This is a genomic window from Pseudoxanthomonas sp. J35, from assembly GCF_000513995.1.
In the GTDB taxonomy this organism is placed as follows: Bacteria; Pseudomonadota; Gammaproteobacteria; order Xanthomonadales; family Xanthomonadaceae; genus Pseudoxanthomonas.
Window position 1 is genome coordinate 55,925 of record NZ_AZVB01000011.1, and the last position, 18,033, is coordinate 73,957.

The following is an 18,033-nucleotide window of genomic DNA, read 5'->3' on the forward strand; positions in this document are numbered from 1 at the left end:
GCGCGGGCGCGGGCAGGCATTATCGCCTGCCTGCGTGCGCGGCGGGTTCAGGCGATACGCTTGCCGCGGTACCAGCGTTCGTGGGCGAGGGACAGCATCGGCAGGTCCTTGCGCCTGTCGCCGTAGGCATGGATGCGCGTGTAGCGGGACAGGTCGTAGCGCGCGCGGATGTCGGCGGCCTTGTGCGCGCCGCGGTCGCCGCCGAGGTGCCAGTGGGCCATCAGCCGGCGATAGCCGACGAAGTACCCGGCCAGTTCGGCCTGGTCGTAGGAGAACGGGTACATGTTGAAGAACAGCGTCTTGTACATCGCGTAGCAGCTGTCCAGCGGGTCGCGCACCAGGTGGATGATCCTGGCCTCCGGCAGGGCCTTGAGGATCGCGCCGCAGAACATGAAGTTTGCTGGCATCTTGTCGATGAACAGCGTGCTGCCGGGAATGATCTCGCGCAGGCCGCGCATGTACTCGCGGCCGATCGCGGCCAGGTCCAGGCCTGTGCTGGCCTGGGCCAGGGTCCGGGTGGTGTCGGCGCCGCGCATGCGGGCGCTGTTGTACAGCAGCAGGTGGCCGAAGTCCTGCGGTTCGCCCGCCGAAACCACCTGCCCGGACTGCACCAGCAGCCGTTCGACCAGGGTCGTGCCGCTGCGCGGCATGCCGACCACGAAGACCGGGCCGGCCTCCTGGTGGCCGGGTGTGGGCGCGGCCATGAAGGCCGCGTCGTAAGCCTCGGCCATCTCGGCCATGCCGGCGCACTCGGCGGCGACGTCGAACTCGAAGGTGCCGCGCATCAGGCGCGCACCTTCCTCCAGCGCCTGGAACGACGCCGCGTCCTGGCCCAGGTCCTCCACAGTTCCTTGCCCAGCGCGTACAGCGCGGCGGCGCGGTCGTTGGGCCGGGCCGAAGTGCTGCCCTGGAGCCGCTGGCGGAGGTCGGCGACGTTGTTGCGCTCCGGCGTCTGCTGGCGCACGCAGGCGCGGAGGTAGAGCGCCGATCCGCAGCCCGGATCGCGTGCCAGCAGGCGGTCCAGGTCGGCTTCGGCGGCGGCGAAATCGCCGCCGTAGAAGCGGGAGAACGCCAGTTCGTAGAGCAGGGCGGGCGGATGGTCGAGGAGCCTGGCCGCGTCGGCCAGGCAGGCGATCGCCTCGGCCACCAGGTCGTTGCGGAAGCAGAGGGATCCGGCGTGCCAGAGCAACTCGCCGTTGCCGCCGGCCATCGCGCGCACTTCCGCGACGATGTCGCGCAGTTCGCGCCGGCGCCGCATCGCGGCCAGCACCCGGGCCTTCCTCAGCTTGACCGACGGGGCGCCGCCGCTGCGCGTCAGGGCGCGCTCGGCCAGCGCCAGCGATTGCCGGGGATTGCCCGTGGCCAGCATCGCGTCCGTCCCCAGCAGCAGGACGTTGACGTCATCCGGGTGCAGCTGCAGCAGCTGCCGGGTGAGCCGGACCGCCTCGGCATCACGGTGCTGCCTCAGCAGTCCGAAACGTGGGCGAGCTGGCGCTGGAGCGGGCTGGGGGTGTCGGGGACGGTCGCGGTCGGCATCGATCCAGTGTATGTGGCCGACTGCGTTTGCGGCACCCACCGGCCGTCACGGTTCAGCGCACCGGCATGCCCGGCTGCGCGCCGGCGTCGGCATCCAGCAGCGCCAGGGCGCCGCCGTCGAAGCCGGCCGACAGGATCATGCCCTCGCTGATGCCGAAGCGCATCTTGCGCGGGGCGAGGTTGGCGATGAACACCACGTTGCGGCCGACCAGCTTCTCCGGTTCGCCGTAGCTGGCGCGGATGCCGGAGAAGATCTGGCGCTGGCCCAGTTCGCCGGCGTCCAGCAGGAAGCGCAGCAGCTTGTCCGAACCTTCGACGAAGCCGCACTCCAGTACCTTGCCGATGCGCAGGTCGAGCTTTGCGAAGTCCTCGATACCGATGTACTGCGGCGCGTCCGTGGCCGGGGCGGCCGGCGCGGCCTCCTTCTTCGCCTCGGCCTTCTTCCCCGGCTGGGCGGCGGCGGGAGCGGGGGCGAGGGTGTCCTTGGAGGCTTCGGTCATGGCGTCGATGAGCTTGGGGTCGATACGGGTGAACAGCGGGGCGTAGGCGGCGAGCGTGCGTCCGGCCAGGTCGATGCGGCGGTCCACCGCCAGCTCCGTGCCCAGCCAGCTTTCCGCGCGGGCGATGGTCGCCGGCACGATCGGCTTGAGCACGCCGGCGATGTCGGCGAAGGCCTGCAGCGCGGTGGTCAGCACCAGGTGCAGGTCGGCGCGGCGCGCCGGATCCTTGGCCAGCGCCCACGGCGCGGTGCGGGCGATGTATTCGTTGGCCAGGTCGGCGGCGGCCATGGCGTTGCGGGTGACCGCGGCGTAGTTGTCCTGCGCGTACAGCTCCGGCGCGGTGCCGAGCAGGGCGCGCACCTGGTCCAGCAGCTGCGCGGCGTCCTGCGCCCAGCCTTCGCTGGCGACCGCGTCGTCGCCGGCCGCGCGCAGCACGTTGCCGAAATGCACGTCCAGCAACTTCGCGCAGCGGCTGGCGATGTTGACGAACTTGCCGACCAGGTCGCTATTCACGCGGGCGACGAAGTCGGACAGGTTGAGGTCCAGGTCGTCCACGCCGCCGGAGGTCTTGCAGGCGAAGTAGTAGCGCAGCGCGTCCGGGTCCAGGCCCACGTCCAGGTAGGTGCGGGCCATGATGAAGGTGCCGCGCGACTTGGACATCTTCGCGCCGTCCACGGTCAGGTAGCCGTTGACGTGCAGGCGGTCCGGCTTGCGCAGGCCGTTGCCTTCCAGCACCGCCGGCCAGAACAGGCCGTGGAAGTTGACGATGTCCTTGCCGATGAAGTGGTGCAGCTCGGCGTGGTCGCCCGGCTTGAGCAGCCGTTCCATCGCCGCTTCGTCGAAGCCGGCCTTGTCGCCGCTGCGGGCCAGCGCCAGCAGGCTGGAGAAGTAGCCGATCGGCGCGTCCAGCCAGACGTAGAAGTACTTGCCCGGGTGGCCGGGGATCTCGAAGCCGAAGTAGGGCGCGTCGCGGGAGACGTCCCAGTCGCGCAGGCCGCCCTCGCCCTCGATCCATTCGGCCAGCTTGGCCTTGACCCCGGGCAGGGCGACGTCGCCCTTGAGCCACTCGCGCAGGCCTTCGGTGTACTGGCCGAGCTTGAAGAAGAAGTGCTCCGACGCGCGCAGTTCCGGCGTGGCCCCGGACACCGCCGAATGCGGGTCGATGAGGTCGGTCGGCGCGTAGGTGGCGCCGCAGACCTCGCAGTTGTCGCCGTACTGGTCCGGCGACTTGCAGTTCGGGCAGGTGCCCTTGACGTAACGGTCGGGCAGGAACATCTGCTTGACCGGGTCGTAGAGCTGCTCGATGGAGCGGCGCTCGATGCTGCCGCGCGCGTCCAGGGCCGCGTAGAAGCGCTCGGTCAGGGCGCGGTTCTCGTCCGAGTGGGTCGAGTGGTACCAGTCGAAGGCCACGCCGAACTCGCGGAAGTCGCGCTCGTGGCTGGCCTTGATCGCGGCGATGAAGGCCTCCGGGGTGACCCCGGCCTTCTCGGCGGCCAGCATGATCGGCGTGCCGTGGGTGTCGTCGGCGCAGACGTAGTGCACCGTGTCGCCGCGCATGCGCCGGGCCCTTACCCAGATGTCGGCCTGGATGTAGCCGACCAGGTGGCCCAGGTGCAGCGGGCCGTTGGCGTAGGGCAGGGCGTTGGTAACGAGCGCGGAACGGGACATGGGAGGCCGGGTGCTGGGGGACCGCGATTATCGCACGCGGGCGGGCCCGGCCCGGCTCCGGTGGCTTTCCGGGACTGGAAAAAGCGGCGACCCGGCAGGGGCCGGGTCGCCGGGTCATGCGGGGCGGCGCGGGAGTCCTACTGCCGCAGCCAGGTCTGCGACTTGCAGATGAAGGCCACGCAGCCGGACACCTCCAGCTTCTTGCCGCCTTCGACCAGCTCCATCTTCGACTTGTAGACCTTGCCCTCGTCGGGCTTGAGGATGGTGCCGCCGGAATACTGGCCACCGCCCTCGGCCTTCATGCCGCGGATGATCTCCATGCCGGTGATCGGCTGGTTCTTGCGGTCGTCCTTGCACTTGTCGCACACCGGGTTCGGCTTGCTCGGGTTGAGCAGCTCGACGATGCGGCCGGTGATGGTGCCGTTCGGCGCCTGGGTGATCTCCACGATCGACTTCGGCTTGCCGGTGTCGCCGTCGATGGTCTTCCAGCGGCCGACCACCGGGTCGGCGGCCAGGGCCGAGCCGGCGGCGAACAGCGCCGGCAGCAGCAGGGCGATGACGGAAAGCTTCTTGGAACCGGTACTGCGCATATCCCCTCCAGGACGTGGAAAGCCCGGCCATCGCGGCCGGGCCGTGGCCCCACTCTAGCGCAGGGGAAGCGCTCTGCCTACGCCCGCGTACGGTTCGCGCGGGCGCGGCATGAACCCCGGGTTAAGGGGTCTCGCGGGCCGGCACTTCCGGCTCCGGGGCGTCGCTCTGCGGCGCGGTCGGCGGCACGCGGCTGGCCTCGACCGTCTCCACGCCGCCGACCTCGACCTTGCCGGTGCGCGGTTTCATCCACACCTCGTCCTGCCACTGCCGGTACTGCACCGGATCCCAGTACCTGTCGTTGTAGAAGTGGGTGCCGTCGATCTGCATCGGCACGTCGCCGGGGCCGGTGACGTAGACCTTCACGTTGCCGGCGAAGCCGGTGAGGCTGCCGGTGCCGCGGCGGCGCTCGCGACGCAGCGCGGTGGCCAGGCGTGGCTCGGCCGCCGCGTCTCCGTAGCGGGCGTACACCTCCTGGCCGACCTCGATGGCCCGCTTCTGGCTGGCTTCGTCCAGTTCCTTCCAGTAGCGCTCGCGCAGCACCAGGAAGCCCTCGTAGCCGCGTTCGGCGGCCAGGTCCATCCAGGCGTAGGCCAGCGGGCGGTCCTGTTCGACGCCGCGGCCGTCCCACAGCATCTCGGCGACCATCGCCTGGGAGGGCTTGTCGGCGTACCAGGCGGCGCGCTTGAAGTAGGCGAAGGCCTCCTCGGGCTCGTCCTGCCTGAGCGCCTCCTGGGCGAGGTTGCGGAAACGCAGGTCGGGGTGGCCGGACAGGAATGCATCGGTCGACATGACCTCGTCGGCCATGGCCGGGGTCTTGGCCTGCTGGGGGGCGGCGTACGCGGCCGGCGCGCAGAGCGCGGCCAGCAGCAGCCAGCCGGCGTTCAGGACGTGCTTGCGGTCCATCGGTGTGTCCTCCTGGACGAGGCGCCTGCCGGCGCCAATGCGGGCATTCTCCGGCCGCCACGGGGGCGGCCGGAATGGCCATTGGTCATTGCGACGAGGGTCACGGATGGCCGGCGTGGCCGGCCATCCGCGCCCTGGGTCAGTCGGCGCGGGTCGGGGTGCCGACGGTGGCCTTGCCGCCGATGTGGCGGCCGAAGAAGTCCAGCATCTTCGTGTACAGGTTCACCCGGTTCGGCACGTCGTAGAAGCCGTGCATCTCGCCGGACTGGATGATCATGCCCTCCGGCGGGTTGCCCGCCGCGATCAGCGCCTTGTTCATCAGCTCGGTCTGCTCGGGCACGGCGCGTTCGTCGCGCGCACCGGCGGCCAGGTAGACCGGGATCTTCACCTCCGCCGCGCGGCGGGCCGGCGAGTTCTCCGCCCACTCCTTCGTGTCGGTGCCGTGGGTGCGGCGCAGGTAGCGCAGGCCCGACTCGCGCTGCGGGATGTCGCCCTTCTTGAACAGCATGTCCACGTCGTACACGCCGACGTAGCCGAAGGCGCACTTGAACAGGCCCGGGGCGCGGATCGGCGCCATCAGCGCCGAATAGCCGCCGAAGCTGCCGCCGTAGATGCAGATGCGCTCCTTGTCGGCGTAGCCGTTGCTGATCGCCCAGTGGGTGGCGTCGACGATGTCGTTCTGGATGCCCTGGCCCCACTGGCGGTGGCCGGCATCCTGGAAGGCCTTGCCGTAGCCGCTGGAGCCGCGGAAGTTCACCTGCAGGACGGCATAGCCGCGCGAGGCGAACAGCTGGGTTTCGCCGTTGAAGCGCCAGTGGTCGCGCGGGCCGATCGGGCCGCCGTGCGGGTTGACGATCAGCGGCAGGTTCCGGCCGTCCGAGCCGTTGGGGATGGTCAGGAAGCCGTGGACCCGCATGCCGTCGCGGGCGGTGAAGCTGAACGGCTTGACCGTGGCCATCCCGGCCTTGTCCAGCTGCGGGCGGCTCTGCATCAGGAAGCGCGCCTGCCTGGTGTCGCGGTCGTACAGGTACAGCTCGCCCGGATTGCTGTCGCTGTAGACGGCGACGATGATCTTGCGGCCGTCCTGGGTGTGGCTGGAGAAGTCGACCATCTCGCCCGGGAACGCGTCGGCCAGCGACACGTACAGCTCGGCGTCCGGATGGGTCTCGTCGATCAGCTGGACCTGCGGCGCGCCGGCCTCGGTGACTACGCCCAGCAGGGTCTTGCCGTCGGTGGACCACAGGTAGTCGGAGATCTCCGCGACCGGATCCTGGAACAGCTGCCTGAACTCGCCGGTGGCCACGTCCAGGGTGCCGATGGCCGGCGGCGACTTGTTGTCGCTCTGGATGGCGTAGACGGTGCCGTCCTCGGTGACCTGCTCGACCCACAGGTGCTTGCCGTCGGTCCTGGAGGCATTCACCAGGGTCCATTCGCGGCCGTCGCGGCGGTACAGCTCGGTGCGCTCGTCGTATTCGCCTTCCTCGTCGCGGCTGGACGAGCACACCGAGAAGCGCGGCTGCTTCTGCGCGTCGAGGACGATGTCGCAGTTTTCCTTGGGCGCGCGGGCCAGCGGGGTGCGGCGGCCGCTGATGGTGTCCAGCAGGACCAGCTCGGTGCCGGCGCCTTCGGTGGAGCGCGGCGTGGACGCGCGCATGACCACGTTCACGTCGTCGTCCTTGAGCGTGTCGACCAGGCTGAAGCGGGCGCTGCCGACGGCCTTGCTGCGCTGGGTGGCGTCGCGGGTGCCGTAGAAGATCAGCGGGCGGGGCAGGGTGCCGTCGGCGTTGACGGCGAACCATTCGCCGGTGGAGAACGGCTGCGCATAGCCGCCCATCTTGCGCACGGCGTTGAACATCAGCCGTTCCGGACTGACCCAGTAGAAGGCGCCGACGCTCTTCTTGTCCGGGAGCTGGTTGACCTTGAGGATCTTCAGGTCGGAGGTGCGCATCACGGTCAGCACGTCCTGGTCGCCGTAGTCGACGGTGATGGCCAGGTAGTCGCCGTTGGGCGAGATCTTCGCGGTGCTGTACAGCGGATGCTTGACGAATTCCTCGACCGGCAGCGGCTGGGCCGCGGCGGCCACGCCGGGCAGGAGGGCCAGCGCCAGCAGGGCTGCGTGCATCTTCTTCATCGGGAGTCCTTTCGATGGTGGGTGACAGAGAAAAGCCCGGCTTGCACCGGGCTTTTCCCTTGTTGCAGGTCCTTCGCCGGGGCTTAGAACCGGTACGCGATGCTCACGTAGTAGCGGCGACCCAGCGGGTCGGCGCCCAGCCAGGGATTGAAGAACGGATAGGCGGTGTAGCTGTTGTCCTCGCGGTACTGGTTGTCCAGCACGTTGACGACCTGCAGCTGGGCCTGGACGTTCGGGCCGAACTTCTTGGCCAGGGTCAGGTTGTACAGCATGTACGGCTGCAGGCGCGGACCGTAGTAGCCGCCGGCCGAGTTGCGGCCGGCCACTTCGGCGCGCGACCAGGCCGAGCCGTAGCGGGTGCCGAACACGGTGGTGGTCCAGTCGCCGTACATCCAGCTCACGCTGCCGCGGGCGCGGCTACGCTCCGGATACCAGTAGTTCTGGCTCGGCGGCAGGTCGCGGTAATCGACCAGGTCGTCCGTCGGCTCCTGCTTGAACTTGTTGCTCAGCTGCAGCGAGTACGACAGGTCGAAGTTGAACGAACCCAGGCGGTCGGTATTCAGACGGTACTTGTAGCTCGCGTCGATACCGGTGGTGTCCTGCAGCGCGGTGTTGATGTACGAGTTGTTGATCCGCTGGATGCGCAGGTGGTCCGGGGTGCCGGGGGCGTCGATACGGGTGATCAGGCCGTACAGGCTCTGGCAGAACGCGTTGTCCGGAGCCGGCGAACCGTCGGCGTAGGTACCCAGGCGGCAGGCGGCTTCGCGCTGCAGCAGGGTGCCCGCGTCGAACTGCGAGGCAGCGTCCTTCAGGCGGATGCGGTACCAGTCGACCGACAGGGACATGTCGTCGACGATGTCCCACACGAAGCCGGCGGTCCAGGACTCGCCTTCTTCTTCCTTCAGGCCCGGGTTGCCGGCGATGAGGGTCTGCGACTGGTAGATGGTCGGGTCGCCGGTGACGTTGCACTGGGTGCGGGTACGCGGCCCCAGGGCCTGGGCGACGCCGACGCCGGCACGGCAGGCGTACTCGTCGAGGATGCTCGAGTACGAGGCAGCACCCTGCGCGTAGATCAGCTGCATGTCCGGCGCGCGGAAGCTGGTGGCGTACGAACCGCGGACCAGCAGGCGGTCCGCCGGACGCCACTCGAGGCCGAAGTTGTAGGTGGTGGCCGCGTCGACGTCGGAGATGTCGTCGTACTTGTCCCAACGGGCCGCGATCTGCGCGCTCAGCGAGTTCAGGATCGGCACGCGGACTTCGGCGCCGATGGCGTAGCGGTCGCGCTCGCCGTGGGTCTCGCCCGAGCTGGTCAGGTTGTAGATCGTCTGGTCGTCGAGCGGACGCAGCTGGTTGGTACGCGGGTCGCTCAGCAGGTCGGTGGTCTGGCGGTTCCACTCCAGCACGCCGGCGAAGCCGACCGAGCCGGCAGGCAGCTCGAAGAGGTCGCCGCTGACGTTGAAGTTGACGTTGGAGACGGTGCTCTCGCCGCGGTTGACCACGCGCGTCGCGAACGAGCGGTAGATCTCCGGGGTGATCGGGCTGTTCCAGCGGTCCAGGTTCAGGGCGTGGGCCGCGTAGCCGCTCACGTAACCCAGGCGCGGGCCGAGGAAGTAGTCATGCACGGCCTTGGCCAGCAGGCGCGGGCGGTCGGCTTCGTAGTTGTACAGGCCGTAGCTGGCGCTCAGTTCCCAGTCGAAGCGGTCGGCGAACACGCCCTGGATGCCGGCGGCGACGTCGTAGCTGTACTCGTCGTACAGGGTCGAGGCCGCTTCCGGGCCGCCCAGCTCTTGCGGGGTGAAGATGCGCTGCAGCTGCAGGAAGTTCCGCGCCTGGGTGTCGTAGTAGTACACCGAGGTGCCGCCCGACGCGGTGGTGTTGAAGCGGTCGCCGCTGGTGCCCCAGAACTCGGTGCCGCCGCTCGACTTGGCCTTCGTCGAGTAGTAGTTCGCGCTGGCGAACAGGCGGGTGGTGTCGGTGATGTCGAACGTGCCGTAGCCGTAGGTGGAGTAGAACTGGCGCTTGTTCGAGATCGAGCGCGAGGCGCTGGTGGTGAAGGAACCGCAGATGTCGCCGCGGGTCGCGCTCTTGTAGGCCACCATGTTCATCGCTTCGCACGCCGCGGCGCCCGGGAAGAACGCGTTGGTGCCGACCGCGCCGTCGCCCACGTTGGCGCCACGGATGGCGATATGCGACAGCGACGGGGCCGCCAGGTCGCCCAGCGGGCCGTGGCGGGTATCGGACATGAAGTGGCGCTGGTCGGCGAACACCGGCTCGCGGTCGGAGTACTGGAAGGCCCACACGGCGCTCCAGCGGTCGCCGGTCTTGCCGCCGGTGAACTCGAGGTTGACCGAGTCGCCACCGCCCTCGGCAGTGGTGCCGGTGGTCAGGCGGACGAAGTTGCCGTCGTAGTTCTCGCGCAGGACGATGTTCACTACGCCGGCGACGGCGTCGGAACCGTAGATCGCCGAGGCGCCGCCGGTCAGGACTTCGATGCGCTCGACGATCGAGCTCGGGATCGCAGCGACGTTGACGATGTTGTTGTCGCGGTTGTACGGCTGCGGGTACTGGGCCGGGCGGCGGCCGTTGATCAGGGTCAGGGTGTAGCCCGGGCCCAGGTTGCGCAGGTTGACCACCTGGGCGTTCGGGGTGAAGCCGGTCACGCCCAGGTCGCCGGTGAACGAACTGGTGGTGTTCTGGCTCAGCGTCTGCAGCATGTCGCCGACGGTCTGGAAGCCTTCACGGTCGATCTCCGCGCGGGTGATGACCATGACCGGCGCCGGGCCTTCGATCTCGGAGCGCTTGATGCGCGAACCGACCACCGAGACGCGGTCCAGGGTGGTGGCGCCCTGGCTGGAGGTCTGCTGGTTGGTGGAGGTGTTCGACTCCTCGGTCTGGCCGTCCTGGGCGAACGCAGCGCCGGCCAGCGGCAGCATGAGCGCGGTCAGGAGGGCGGCCGAGAGACGGTGCCTTGCGGGTGCAGGCGCGTATTTCATTATTTAGGTTCCCCTAAGTCATTGATCTAACATCGGCCACCACTCCCGAGGCCGAACCTGAATGAGGCCCCAACAGCGGGCCTGAACGGACATTAACACGCTTTTAATTCCATTTGTATCCGTTTGTCACAATGACCTTGTGACTACCTCCGCGACAAAGCCATGACCCCCGTGACCGATTTCATCCAGTCCCTCCAGAACCTCCATGATCCCGTCACGGGACTGGCCCTGGCGCCGCCCCGCGCGCGCTGGGAGGCCAGGCCTTCCGGCAGCGCCTGCCAGGTCGAACTGACCACCGGTTGGCCGCTGGGCCCGGTGCCGCAGGCCCTGGTGGCGCAGGTCGAGGCTGCCGCCGCGGCCCATGGCTTCGCTGCGGCCAGGCTCGAGGTGCACAACCGGGTTGCCGCCCATGCGGTGCAGGCCGGCCTGTCGCCGCTGCCGCGGGTGCGCAACGTGATCGCGGTGGGCTCGGGCAAGGGCGGGGTGGGCAAGTCCACGACCGCGGTGAACCTGGCGCTGGCGCTGGCGCGGCTGGGTGCGCGGGTCGGCGTGCTGGACGCCGACGTCTACGGGCCGAGCGTACCGGCCATGCTGGGCCTGTCGGGGCGGCCGGAGAGCCCGGACGACAAGTCGATCGAGCCGATGCGGGCGTTCGGGGTGGAGGCGATGTCGATCGGGCTGCTGGTCGACACCGACACGCCGATGATCTGGCGCGGCCCGATGGCGACCTCGGCGCTGACCCAGCTGTTCACCGACACGCACTGGGGCGACCTGGACTACCTGCTGATCGACCTGCCGCCGGGCACCGGCGACATCCAGCTGACCCTGGCGCAGAAGATCCCGGTGGCCGGCGCGGTGATCGTCACCACGCCGCAGGAGATCGCCACGCTCGACGCGCGCAAGGCGCTGAAGATGTTCGAGAAGGTCAATGTGCCGGTGCTGGGCATCGTCGAGAACATGGCGGTGCACGTGTGCAGCAATTGCGGGCACGTGGAGCACCTGTTCGGGCAGGGCGGGGCGCAGACGATGGCCGAGCGCTACGGCGTGCCGCTGCTGGGTTCGCTGCCGCTGGACCTGCAGATCCGCGAGCAGGGCGACGTTGGCACGCCGGTGGTCGCGGCGGCGCCGGATTCGGCCCCGGCGCAGGCCTACCTGCGTGCGGCGCAGGCCATGGCGGCGCAGCTGGCCGGCCGCCCGCGGGCCTCGATCCCGATCGCCTCGACGCTGGCTTGATCCGGCGGCGTCGGGCGGAAGGGCGGAGACAGCAACGGCAACGGCGTTGCGGGCGTCGGCTTCGGACGGAGCCGCGGCGCTCCGCGGGGATGGCGCATCACGCGGTTCCGCCATCCATGGCTCCAACGCGCGAGCGCAGCACATCCATGTGCTGCTTGTGCCACGCCCCCGGAGCACCGCGTCCTCGGGGACGTCCGGGTCGTGGCTTCGTTCTTTAGCTCCCCCTTCTGGACGAGGGGCCATCGAAGGCGTGCGGTGCATCCTGTAGAGCGGGGCTTGCCCCGCTGCTTCTCATGCGGCCGGGGACATCCACCGGCCGCGGGCATCCGCCAGCCCGTGAAGGCCAATGCGCGCGCATGTGCAGCCGGCCCGGCGGCCCTCTACAATCGCCCGTTCACGGGCCAGGCCCGCAGGGAATACCGCATGAGCATCAAGAGCGACCGCTGGATCCGGCGCATGGCCGAACAGCACGGGATGATCGAGCCGTTCGAGCCGGGCCAGGTGAAGCACGCGGCCGATGGCCATCGCATCGTCAGCTACGGTACCTCCAGCTACGGCTACGACGTGCGCTGCTCGCGCGAGTTCAAGGTGTTCACCAACATCAACTCCACGATCGTCGATCCGAAGAACTTCGACCCGAAGAGCTTCGTCGACATCGAGGCCGACGAGTGCATCATCCCGCCGAATTCCTTCGCGCTGGCGCGCACGGTCGAGTACTTCCGCATCCCGCGCGACGTGCTGGTGGTGTGCCTGGGCAAGAGCACCTATGCGCGCTGCGGCATCATCGTCAACGTGACCCCGCTGGAGCCGGAGTGGGAAGGGCACGTGACCCTGGAGTTCTCCAACACCACGCCGCTGCCGGCGCGGATCTACGCCAACGAGGGCGTGGCGCAGATGCTGTTCTTCCAGTCCGACGCCGACGACGTGTGCGAGACCTCGTACAAGGACCGCGGCGGCAAGTACCAGGGCCAGACCGGAGTGACCCTGCCGCGGACCTGACGGTCCCGGCTGGTCGAGGGAAGGGCGCGGATTTCCGCGCCCTTTCATGTTGCGTCGGCGGTGGCTGGTCTGGTGTAGAGCGGGGCTTGCCCCGCTGCTGCCCGCCGTCGATCCGCCTGGAGCGGGTGAGGGCCCGGGTGTGGGTTCGCCGGGCGTGGGTAGCGGGCAAGCCCCGCTCTACGGGACGACGTTGATCCGCCTGCCGGGGCGCTGGTGCCGTCCCGGGTGTGGTTTCGCCACGCGTGGGTAGCGGGGCAAGCCCCGCTCTACCGGCGCTTGAGCAGCATGCCGACGCCGACGGCGACCAGGATCGCCGGCCACCAGGTGGCCAGCAGGGTGCCCAGCCCGCTGTCGATCCATCCCAGGTTGCGGGCCAGGAAGAACAGGCCCAGGACGATCAGGACGAGCGCGGCGAAGACGTTGGAGCCCATGGTGGCGAGGTCGGCGGTCGGGGAAGGAGGGCGCCTATCCTAGCCGCGAACGCCACAGCGCCGCACGCGCCTGCAGCGCGTCGGCCTCGAAGCGCTGCATCGGTCCGCTGCCCCATACCGGGCCCGGCCAGGCCGCGTCGCCGGCATGGCGGCCGACCAGGTGCACGTGCAGCTGGCGGACGATGTTGCCGAGCGCGCCGATGTTGAGCTTCTCCACGCCCGGTTCGGCGCGCAGCAGCTGCGAGACCCGGTTGAGTTCGGCCAGCAGCAGGCGCTGCTGGCTGCCGTCCAGGTCGATCCACTCCGCCGCGCCGGGCACGCGCGGCACCAGCAGCAGCCACGGGAAGCGCGTGTCGTCCATCAGCCGCACCTGCGAGAGCGGGCCGTCGGCGATGAACACGCTGTCGGCCGCCAGACGGGACTCCAGTTCGAACCCGCTCACCGCAGGTGCTCCGCCAGGAAAGCGAGGCTGCGTTCGCGGGCCAGCTCCGCGCTGGGCGCGTGGTAGGCCTTCGGATCGACGTCGCGGTTGAAGGCGTGTCCGGCCGGATAGGTGTACACCGGCATCGACGGCAGGGCCTCGCGGTGCTTCTGCACCGCCTCGGCGGTAATCGACGGGTCCTGCTCGCCGAAGTGGAACATCACCGGTGCCCTGGGCTTCGCGACCAGGGCGGGGTCTTCGAGGAACGGCACGTCGCGCGCGCCGTAGTAGGACACCGAGGGCAGGCCCAGGCGCAGCGCCGACAGCATCGCCACCGTGCCGCCCCAGCAGTAGCCGACCGTGCCGACCGCCTGCGGCGCCTGCGACGCGGCCAGGTGCCTGCGCAGGTGTCCGGCCGCCGCTTCGACGATCTGCATCGCCGCGTCGATGCCCAGCTGGGCGACCAGTTCGCGGCCGCGGGCGAAGCCGGCTTCGTCGTAGCCCAGTTCGACGCCGCGCTCGACCGGGTCGAAGAACGCCGGTGCCAGCACCGCGTAACCCTCCGCGGCATAGCCGTCGGCCACCGCACGCACGTGCGGGTTCACCCCGAAGATCTCCTGGATGACGACCAGGCCGCCTTTCGGCTGGGCAGGAGGTTCGGCCTGCCAGGCCGCGATCGTGCCGGCGGGCGTGTCGAGGGTGGTCCATTGGCCCATGGCTGGCTCCCGTGGAGGGTGGGCCTTCCATTATGGACGCTGGGCGCATGTAGGCCGGAAGGCCGAAGGGAGCAGCCGGCAGCGGACGGGCGTCATCGCCGGCATGCACGCCTACGCCCCGGATGCGCTTCGCTTATCCGGGCTACAGGAACGGAAGCCCCTGCCGGTGGGAGTGCTTCGTAGAGTCGGGCTTGCCCGACTCCCACCGTCTGGGGGAGCAGCGTGGCATGAGGCAGCGGGGTAGGCCCCGCTCTACAGGGGCCCGCCGGCAGCTTGTCTTACGGTCAGGGGCCGGAAGGGCCGGCCGGGTATAATCCCGCGCCCCCGGCCATGCCGGGTCCGCCACCGTCCCGGCCCCAGTCCAGCGTCCATGTCCCTGCAGAACCCCAAGGTGGGCTTCGTCAGCCTCGGCTGTCCGAAGGCCCTCGTCGATTCAGAGCGCATCCTCACCCAGCTGCGGGTCGAAGGCTACGACATCGTGCCCAGCTACGACGCCGCCGACGTGGTCGTGGTCAACACCTGTGGCTTCATCGATTCCGCCGTGGCCGAATCGCTGGACGCCATCGGCGAGGCGATGAACGAGAACGGCAAGGTCATCGTCACCGGCTGCCTGGGCAAGAAGTCGGAGATGATCCGCGAGCAGTATCCCGACGTCCTGTCGGTGTCCGGCCCGCAGGACTACACCAGCGTGATGGAAGCCGTGCACAAGGCGCTGCCGCCGAAGCACGACCCGTTCCTGGACCTGGTGCCGGACTACGGCCTGAAGCTCACGCCGCACCACTACGCGTACCTCAAGATTTCCGAGGGCTGCAACCACCGCTGCAGCTTCTGCATCATCCCCTCGATGCGCGGCGACCTGGTCTCGCGCCCCGTGGACGAAGTGCTGCGCGAGGCCGAGCGCCTGGTGAAGGGCGGCGTGCGCGAACTGCTGGTCGTCTCCCAGGACACCTCCGCCTACGGCGTGGACATGCGCTACGCACCGGGTACCTGGCGCGGCAGGGAATACGCCACCCGCATGAAGGCGCTGTGCGAAGGCCTGTCCGAGCTGGATGCCTGGACCCGCCTGCACTACGTCTACCCGTACCCGCACGTGGACGAGGTCATCCCGCTGATGGCCGAGGGCAAGGTGCTGCCGTACCTGGACATCCCGTTCCAGCACGCCAGCCCGCGCATCCTCAAGCTGATGAAGCGTCCCGGCGCGGTCGACAAGACCCTCGAGCGGATCCAGCGCTGGCGCGCGATCTGCCCCGAGCTGACCCTGCGCTCGACCTTCATCGTCGGTTTCCCCGGCGAGACCGAGCAGGAGTTCGAAGAGCTGCTGGATTTCCTCGACGAGGCCCAGCTGGACCGCGTCGGCGCCTTCGCCTATTCGCCGGTGGAAGGCGCGGCGGCCAACGAGCTGCCCGGCGCCGTGCCGGAAGAAGTGAAGCAGGAACGCCTGGCCCGCTTCATGGAGCGCCAGGGCGAAATCTCGGCCGCGCGCCTGGAAGCCAAGGTCGGCAGCGTGCAGCGCTGCCTGGTCGACTTCCTCGACGGCGAACTGGCGATCGCCCGTTCCATGGCCGATGCGCCGGAGATCGACGGCGTGGTGCAGATCCAGGACGGCCGCGACGCCGGCCTGCAGCCGGGCGAGTTCGTCGACGTGCGGATCATGGGCAGCGACGAGCACGACCTCTACGGCGAAGTCGAATACGCCGAAACCGGCGACACCCCGTCGCTGTCGCTGCGGGTGCTCTGAGCGACGGATTCCGGCGGCTGGGGCCGTGGCGCGCTCGTCGGCGCGCCATCGCCATCACACCTCGTAGTCCACCGCGACGATCGCGAACCGCGCCGGCCCGCCCGGCAGCTGCGCCTCGACCTCGTCGTCGATGCGCTTCTTCAGCAGGGCCCGGGCCAGCGGCGAGTCGATGCTGATCCAGCCGGCGCCGGCGTCGGTCTCGTCCGGGCCGACGATGCGGTAGCGCGCCACCTCGCCGGTGTCGAGCCGTTCCAGTTCCACCCACGCGCCGAAGAACACCGCCTCCGGATCGGCCGGCGCCTGGTCGACCACGCGCAGCGCCGGCACCCGCTTGCTCAGGTAGCGTACGCGCCGGTCGATCTCGGCCAGCTGCTTCTTGCGGTAGGTGTACTCGGCGTTCTCCGAACGGTCGCCCTCGGCCGCCGCCGCGGCCAGCGCCTTGACCACTTCCGGGCGTTGCACCCGCCACAGCTGGTCCAGCTCGGCCTTGAGCCGTTCGTGGCCTTCGCGGGTGATCAGGGCGGTGCTTTTCTCGGGAGGGGGACGCCAGCGGGACATCGGATTGCGGGGACTGCAGGTGGGAAGGATCAGCGGCGGCCGAAGATGCCGCCGAGGATGCCGCGCACGATCTGGTTGCCGATCTGGCCGCCGTACTTCTTGCCGGCCTTGCCGGCGATGCTCTCGCCGATCGAGCTGCCGACGCTGCGGCCGATCGAGCCGCCGACGTTGCGCGTGGTCTGCTTGGCCACCGATTCGACCACACCCTGGCGGCGTCTGGTGCCAAACAGGAATTCGTTGATCTTCTGGCCGAAACCGCCTTCCGCCGGGTCCTTGCCGGCGGCCGGTGCGTCCTGGGCGGCGGCCTGCACGCGCGCGGCCAGCAGCTCGGCGGCCGATTCGCGGTTGACCGCGGTGTCGTAGCGGGTGCCGACCGGGCTGCCGGCGCGCACCTTCATCCGCTCCGATTCGGTGATCGCGCCCATCCGGCAGCGCGGCGGGGCGATCCTCGTCTGCTGCACGGGCGAGGGGACGCCCTTGTCCTGCAGCGTGCTGACCAGCGCCTCTCCGGTGCCCAGCTGCGAGATCGCCGCGGCCACGTCCAGCTTCGGATTGGGCACGAAGGTCTGCGCCGCGGTCTTCACCGCCTTCTGGTCGCGCGGGGTGTAGGCGCGCAGCGCGTGCTGCACGCGGTTGCCGAGCTGGCCGAGGATGTTGTCCGGCACGTCGTCGGGGAACTGCGAGCAGAAGTACACGCCCACGCCCTTGGAGCGGATCAGGCGCACGACCTGCTCGATGCGCTGCTTCAGCGCGGCCGGCGCGTCGTCGAACAGCAGGTGCGCCTCGTCGAAGATGAAGGCCAGCTTCGGCTTGTCGAGGTCGCCGACCTCCGGCAGGGTCTCGAACAGCTCGCTGAGCAGCCACAGCAGGAAGGTCGCGTACAGGCGCGGCTTGAGGATCAGCTGGTCGGCGGCGAGGATGCCGATCACGCCGCGGCCGTCGTGGTTGACGCGCATGAGGTCGGCCAGCTCCAGGGCCGGCTCGCCGAAGAACCGTTCGCCGCCGTCCTGCGCCAGGCGCAGCAGGGCGCGCTGGATCGCCGCCACCGACTGCGGGCTGACCAGGCCGTATTCGGCCGAGATCGCCTTGCGTTCCTCGGCGACCAGGTTGAGCAGGGCGCGCAGGTCGTCCAGGTCCAGCAGCAACAGGCCGCGGTCGTCGGCCAGCTTGAACACGATGTCCAGGACGCCGGACTGGGTGTCGTTCAGCTCGAGGATGCGGCCCAGCAGCGTGGGCCCCATCTCGCTGACGGTGGTGCGCACCGGATGGCCCAGCTTGCCGTACAGGTCCCAGAACACCACCGGGCTGGCGGCCGGGGCCCAGTCGGCCACGCCGATCTCGGCGGCCCGCGCCTGCAGCTTCTCGCCGCCTTCGCCGGGCACCGCCAGGCCGGCCACGTCGCCCTTCACGTCGGCCATGAACACCGGCACGCCGATCCGCGAGAAGCCCTCGGCCAGGGTCATCAGGGTCACCGTCTTGCCGGTGCCGGTGGCCCCGGCCACCAGGCCGTGGCGGTTGCCGTACTTCGGCAGCAGGGTGACCGCGACGTCGTCGGTGACGCCCTTGCCCAGCAGGATCGGGTCCATTCGTTGCCCCAGTGGATTCCAGTTCGTCC

General features: G+C 69.5%; 15 protein-coding genes. 3 read left to right on the plus strand and 12 right to left on the minus strand.

Going from position 1 to position 18,033, the window contains the following annotated elements; all coding sequences use genetic code 11:
• Nucleotides 1-47: 47 nt before the first annotated feature.
• The 7 genes from PSEJ35_RS16660 to PSEJ35_RS15860 form a co-directional block, all read right to left on the minus strand.
• On the minus strand, nucleotides 48-845 hold the full coding sequence (locus PSEJ35_RS16660; protein WP_051412603.1) for a sulfotransferase: 798 nt from the start codon (nucleotides 843-845) through the stop codon (nucleotides 48-50).
• Entirely contained in the window at nucleotides 785-1,369 is a 585-nt protein-coding gene (locus PSEJ35_RS16665) for a hypothetical protein (protein WP_051412604.1), read from the minus strand. Before PSEJ35_RS16665 ends, PSEJ35_RS16660 begins: the two co-directional genes overlap by 61 nt.
• A 220-nt stretch (nucleotides 1,370-1,589) precedes the next feature.
• On the minus strand, nucleotides 1,590-3,704 hold the full coding sequence (gene metG, locus PSEJ35_RS0108685) for a methionine--tRNA ligase (protein ID WP_028917439.1): 2,115 nt from the start codon (nucleotides 3,702-3,704) through the stop codon (nucleotides 1,590-1,592).
• A gap of 137 nt (nucleotides 3,705-3,841) precedes the next feature.
• Complete coding sequence (locus PSEJ35_RS0108690) at nucleotides 3,842-4,294, minus strand: DUF2147 domain-containing protein (RefSeq protein WP_028917440.1); 453 nt, start codon at nucleotides 4,292-4,294, stop codon at nucleotides 3,842-3,844.
• A 121-nt stretch (nucleotides 4,295-4,415) separates the two neighbouring features.
• Nucleotides 4,416-5,198, minus strand: a complete 783-nt coding sequence (locus PSEJ35_RS15855) for a sel1 repeat family protein (protein ID WP_051412605.1) — start codon at nucleotides 5,196-5,198, stop codon at nucleotides 4,416-4,418.
• Nucleotides 5,199-5,337: 139 nt separating this feature from the next.
• Nucleotides 5,338-7,329 carry a S9 family peptidase gene (locus PSEJ35_RS0108700; protein ID WP_028917441.1) on the minus strand — a complete coding sequence of 664 codons (1,992 nt, stop codon included), beginning with the start codon at nucleotides 7,327-7,329 and terminating at the stop codon, nucleotides 5,338-5,340.
• An 83-nt stretch (nucleotides 7,330-7,412) separates the two neighbouring features.
• Nucleotides 7,413-10,322 carry a TonB-dependent receptor gene (locus PSEJ35_RS15860; protein ID WP_084635494.1) on the minus strand — a complete coding sequence of 970 codons (2,910 nt, stop codon included), beginning with the start codon at nucleotides 10,320-10,322 and terminating at the stop codon, nucleotides 7,413-7,415.
• A gap of 162 nt (nucleotides 10,323-10,484) precedes the next feature.
• On the opposite strand from PSEJ35_RS15860, the gene apbC reads away from it, so the two are divergent.
• On the plus strand, nucleotides 10,485-11,555 hold the full coding sequence (apbC, locus tag PSEJ35_RS0108710) for an iron-sulfur cluster carrier protein ApbC (RefSeq protein ID WP_232207618.1): 1,071 nt from the start codon (nucleotides 10,485-10,487) through the stop codon (nucleotides 11,553-11,555).
• Between the two features lie 423 nt (nucleotides 11,556-11,978).
• On the plus strand, nucleotides 11,979-12,554 hold the full coding sequence (gene dcd / locus PSEJ35_RS0108715; protein WP_024869618.1) for a dCTP deaminase: 576 nt from the start codon (nucleotides 11,979-11,981) through the stop codon (nucleotides 12,552-12,554).
• A gap of 266 nt (nucleotides 12,555-12,820) precedes the next feature.
• On the opposite strand, the gene PSEJ35_RS17460 is transcribed toward dcd, so the two are convergent.
• Genes PSEJ35_RS17460 through PSEJ35_RS0108730 form a run of 3 tightly spaced genes read right to left on the minus strand, consistent with a single transcriptional unit; the run spans nucleotide 12,821 to nucleotide 14,122 of the window.
• Nucleotides 12,821-12,985, minus strand: coding sequence for a DUF5668 domain-containing protein (locus tag PSEJ35_RS17460; protein WP_028917443.1), 165 nt, complete (start codon nucleotides 12,983-12,985; stop codon nucleotides 12,821-12,823).
• A gap of 34 nt (nucleotides 12,986-13,019) precedes the next feature.
• Nucleotides 13,020-13,427, minus strand: coding sequence for an HIT family protein (locus tag PSEJ35_RS0108725; protein ID WP_028917444.1), 408 nt, complete (start codon nucleotides 13,425-13,427; stop codon nucleotides 13,020-13,022).
• The gene (locus PSEJ35_RS0108730) at nucleotides 13,424-14,122 is read right to left on the minus strand and encodes a dienelactone hydrolase family protein (protein ID WP_028917445.1); all 699 of its coding nucleotides are present in this window, start codon (nucleotides 14,120-14,122) and stop codon (nucleotides 13,424-13,426) included. Before PSEJ35_RS0108730 ends, PSEJ35_RS0108725 begins: the two co-directional genes overlap by 4 nt.
• A 370-nt stretch (nucleotides 14,123-14,492) precedes the next feature.
• Between PSEJ35_RS0108730 and rimO the strand changes: the two genes are divergently transcribed.
• On the plus strand, nucleotides 14,493-15,860 hold the full coding sequence (rimO, locus tag PSEJ35_RS0108735) for a 30S ribosomal protein S12 methylthiotransferase RimO (protein ID WP_028917446.1): 1,368 nt from the start codon (nucleotides 14,493-14,495) through the stop codon (nucleotides 15,858-15,860).
• 54 nt (nucleotides 15,861-15,914) lie between these two features.
• On the opposite strand, the gene greB is transcribed toward rimO, so the two are convergent.
• A complete protein-coding gene (greB, locus tag PSEJ35_RS0108740) occupies nucleotides 15,915-16,418 on the minus strand; it encodes a transcription elongation factor GreB (protein ID WP_028917447.1) in 504 nt (167 codons plus the stop codon).
• Between the two features lie 29 nt (nucleotides 16,419-16,447).
• A complete protein-coding gene (locus PSEJ35_RS0108745) occupies nucleotides 16,448-18,004 on the minus strand; it encodes a helicase HerA-like domain-containing protein (protein WP_028917448.1) in 1,557 nt (518 codons plus the stop codon).
• Between the last annotated feature and the right edge of the window lie 29 nt (nucleotides 18,005-18,033).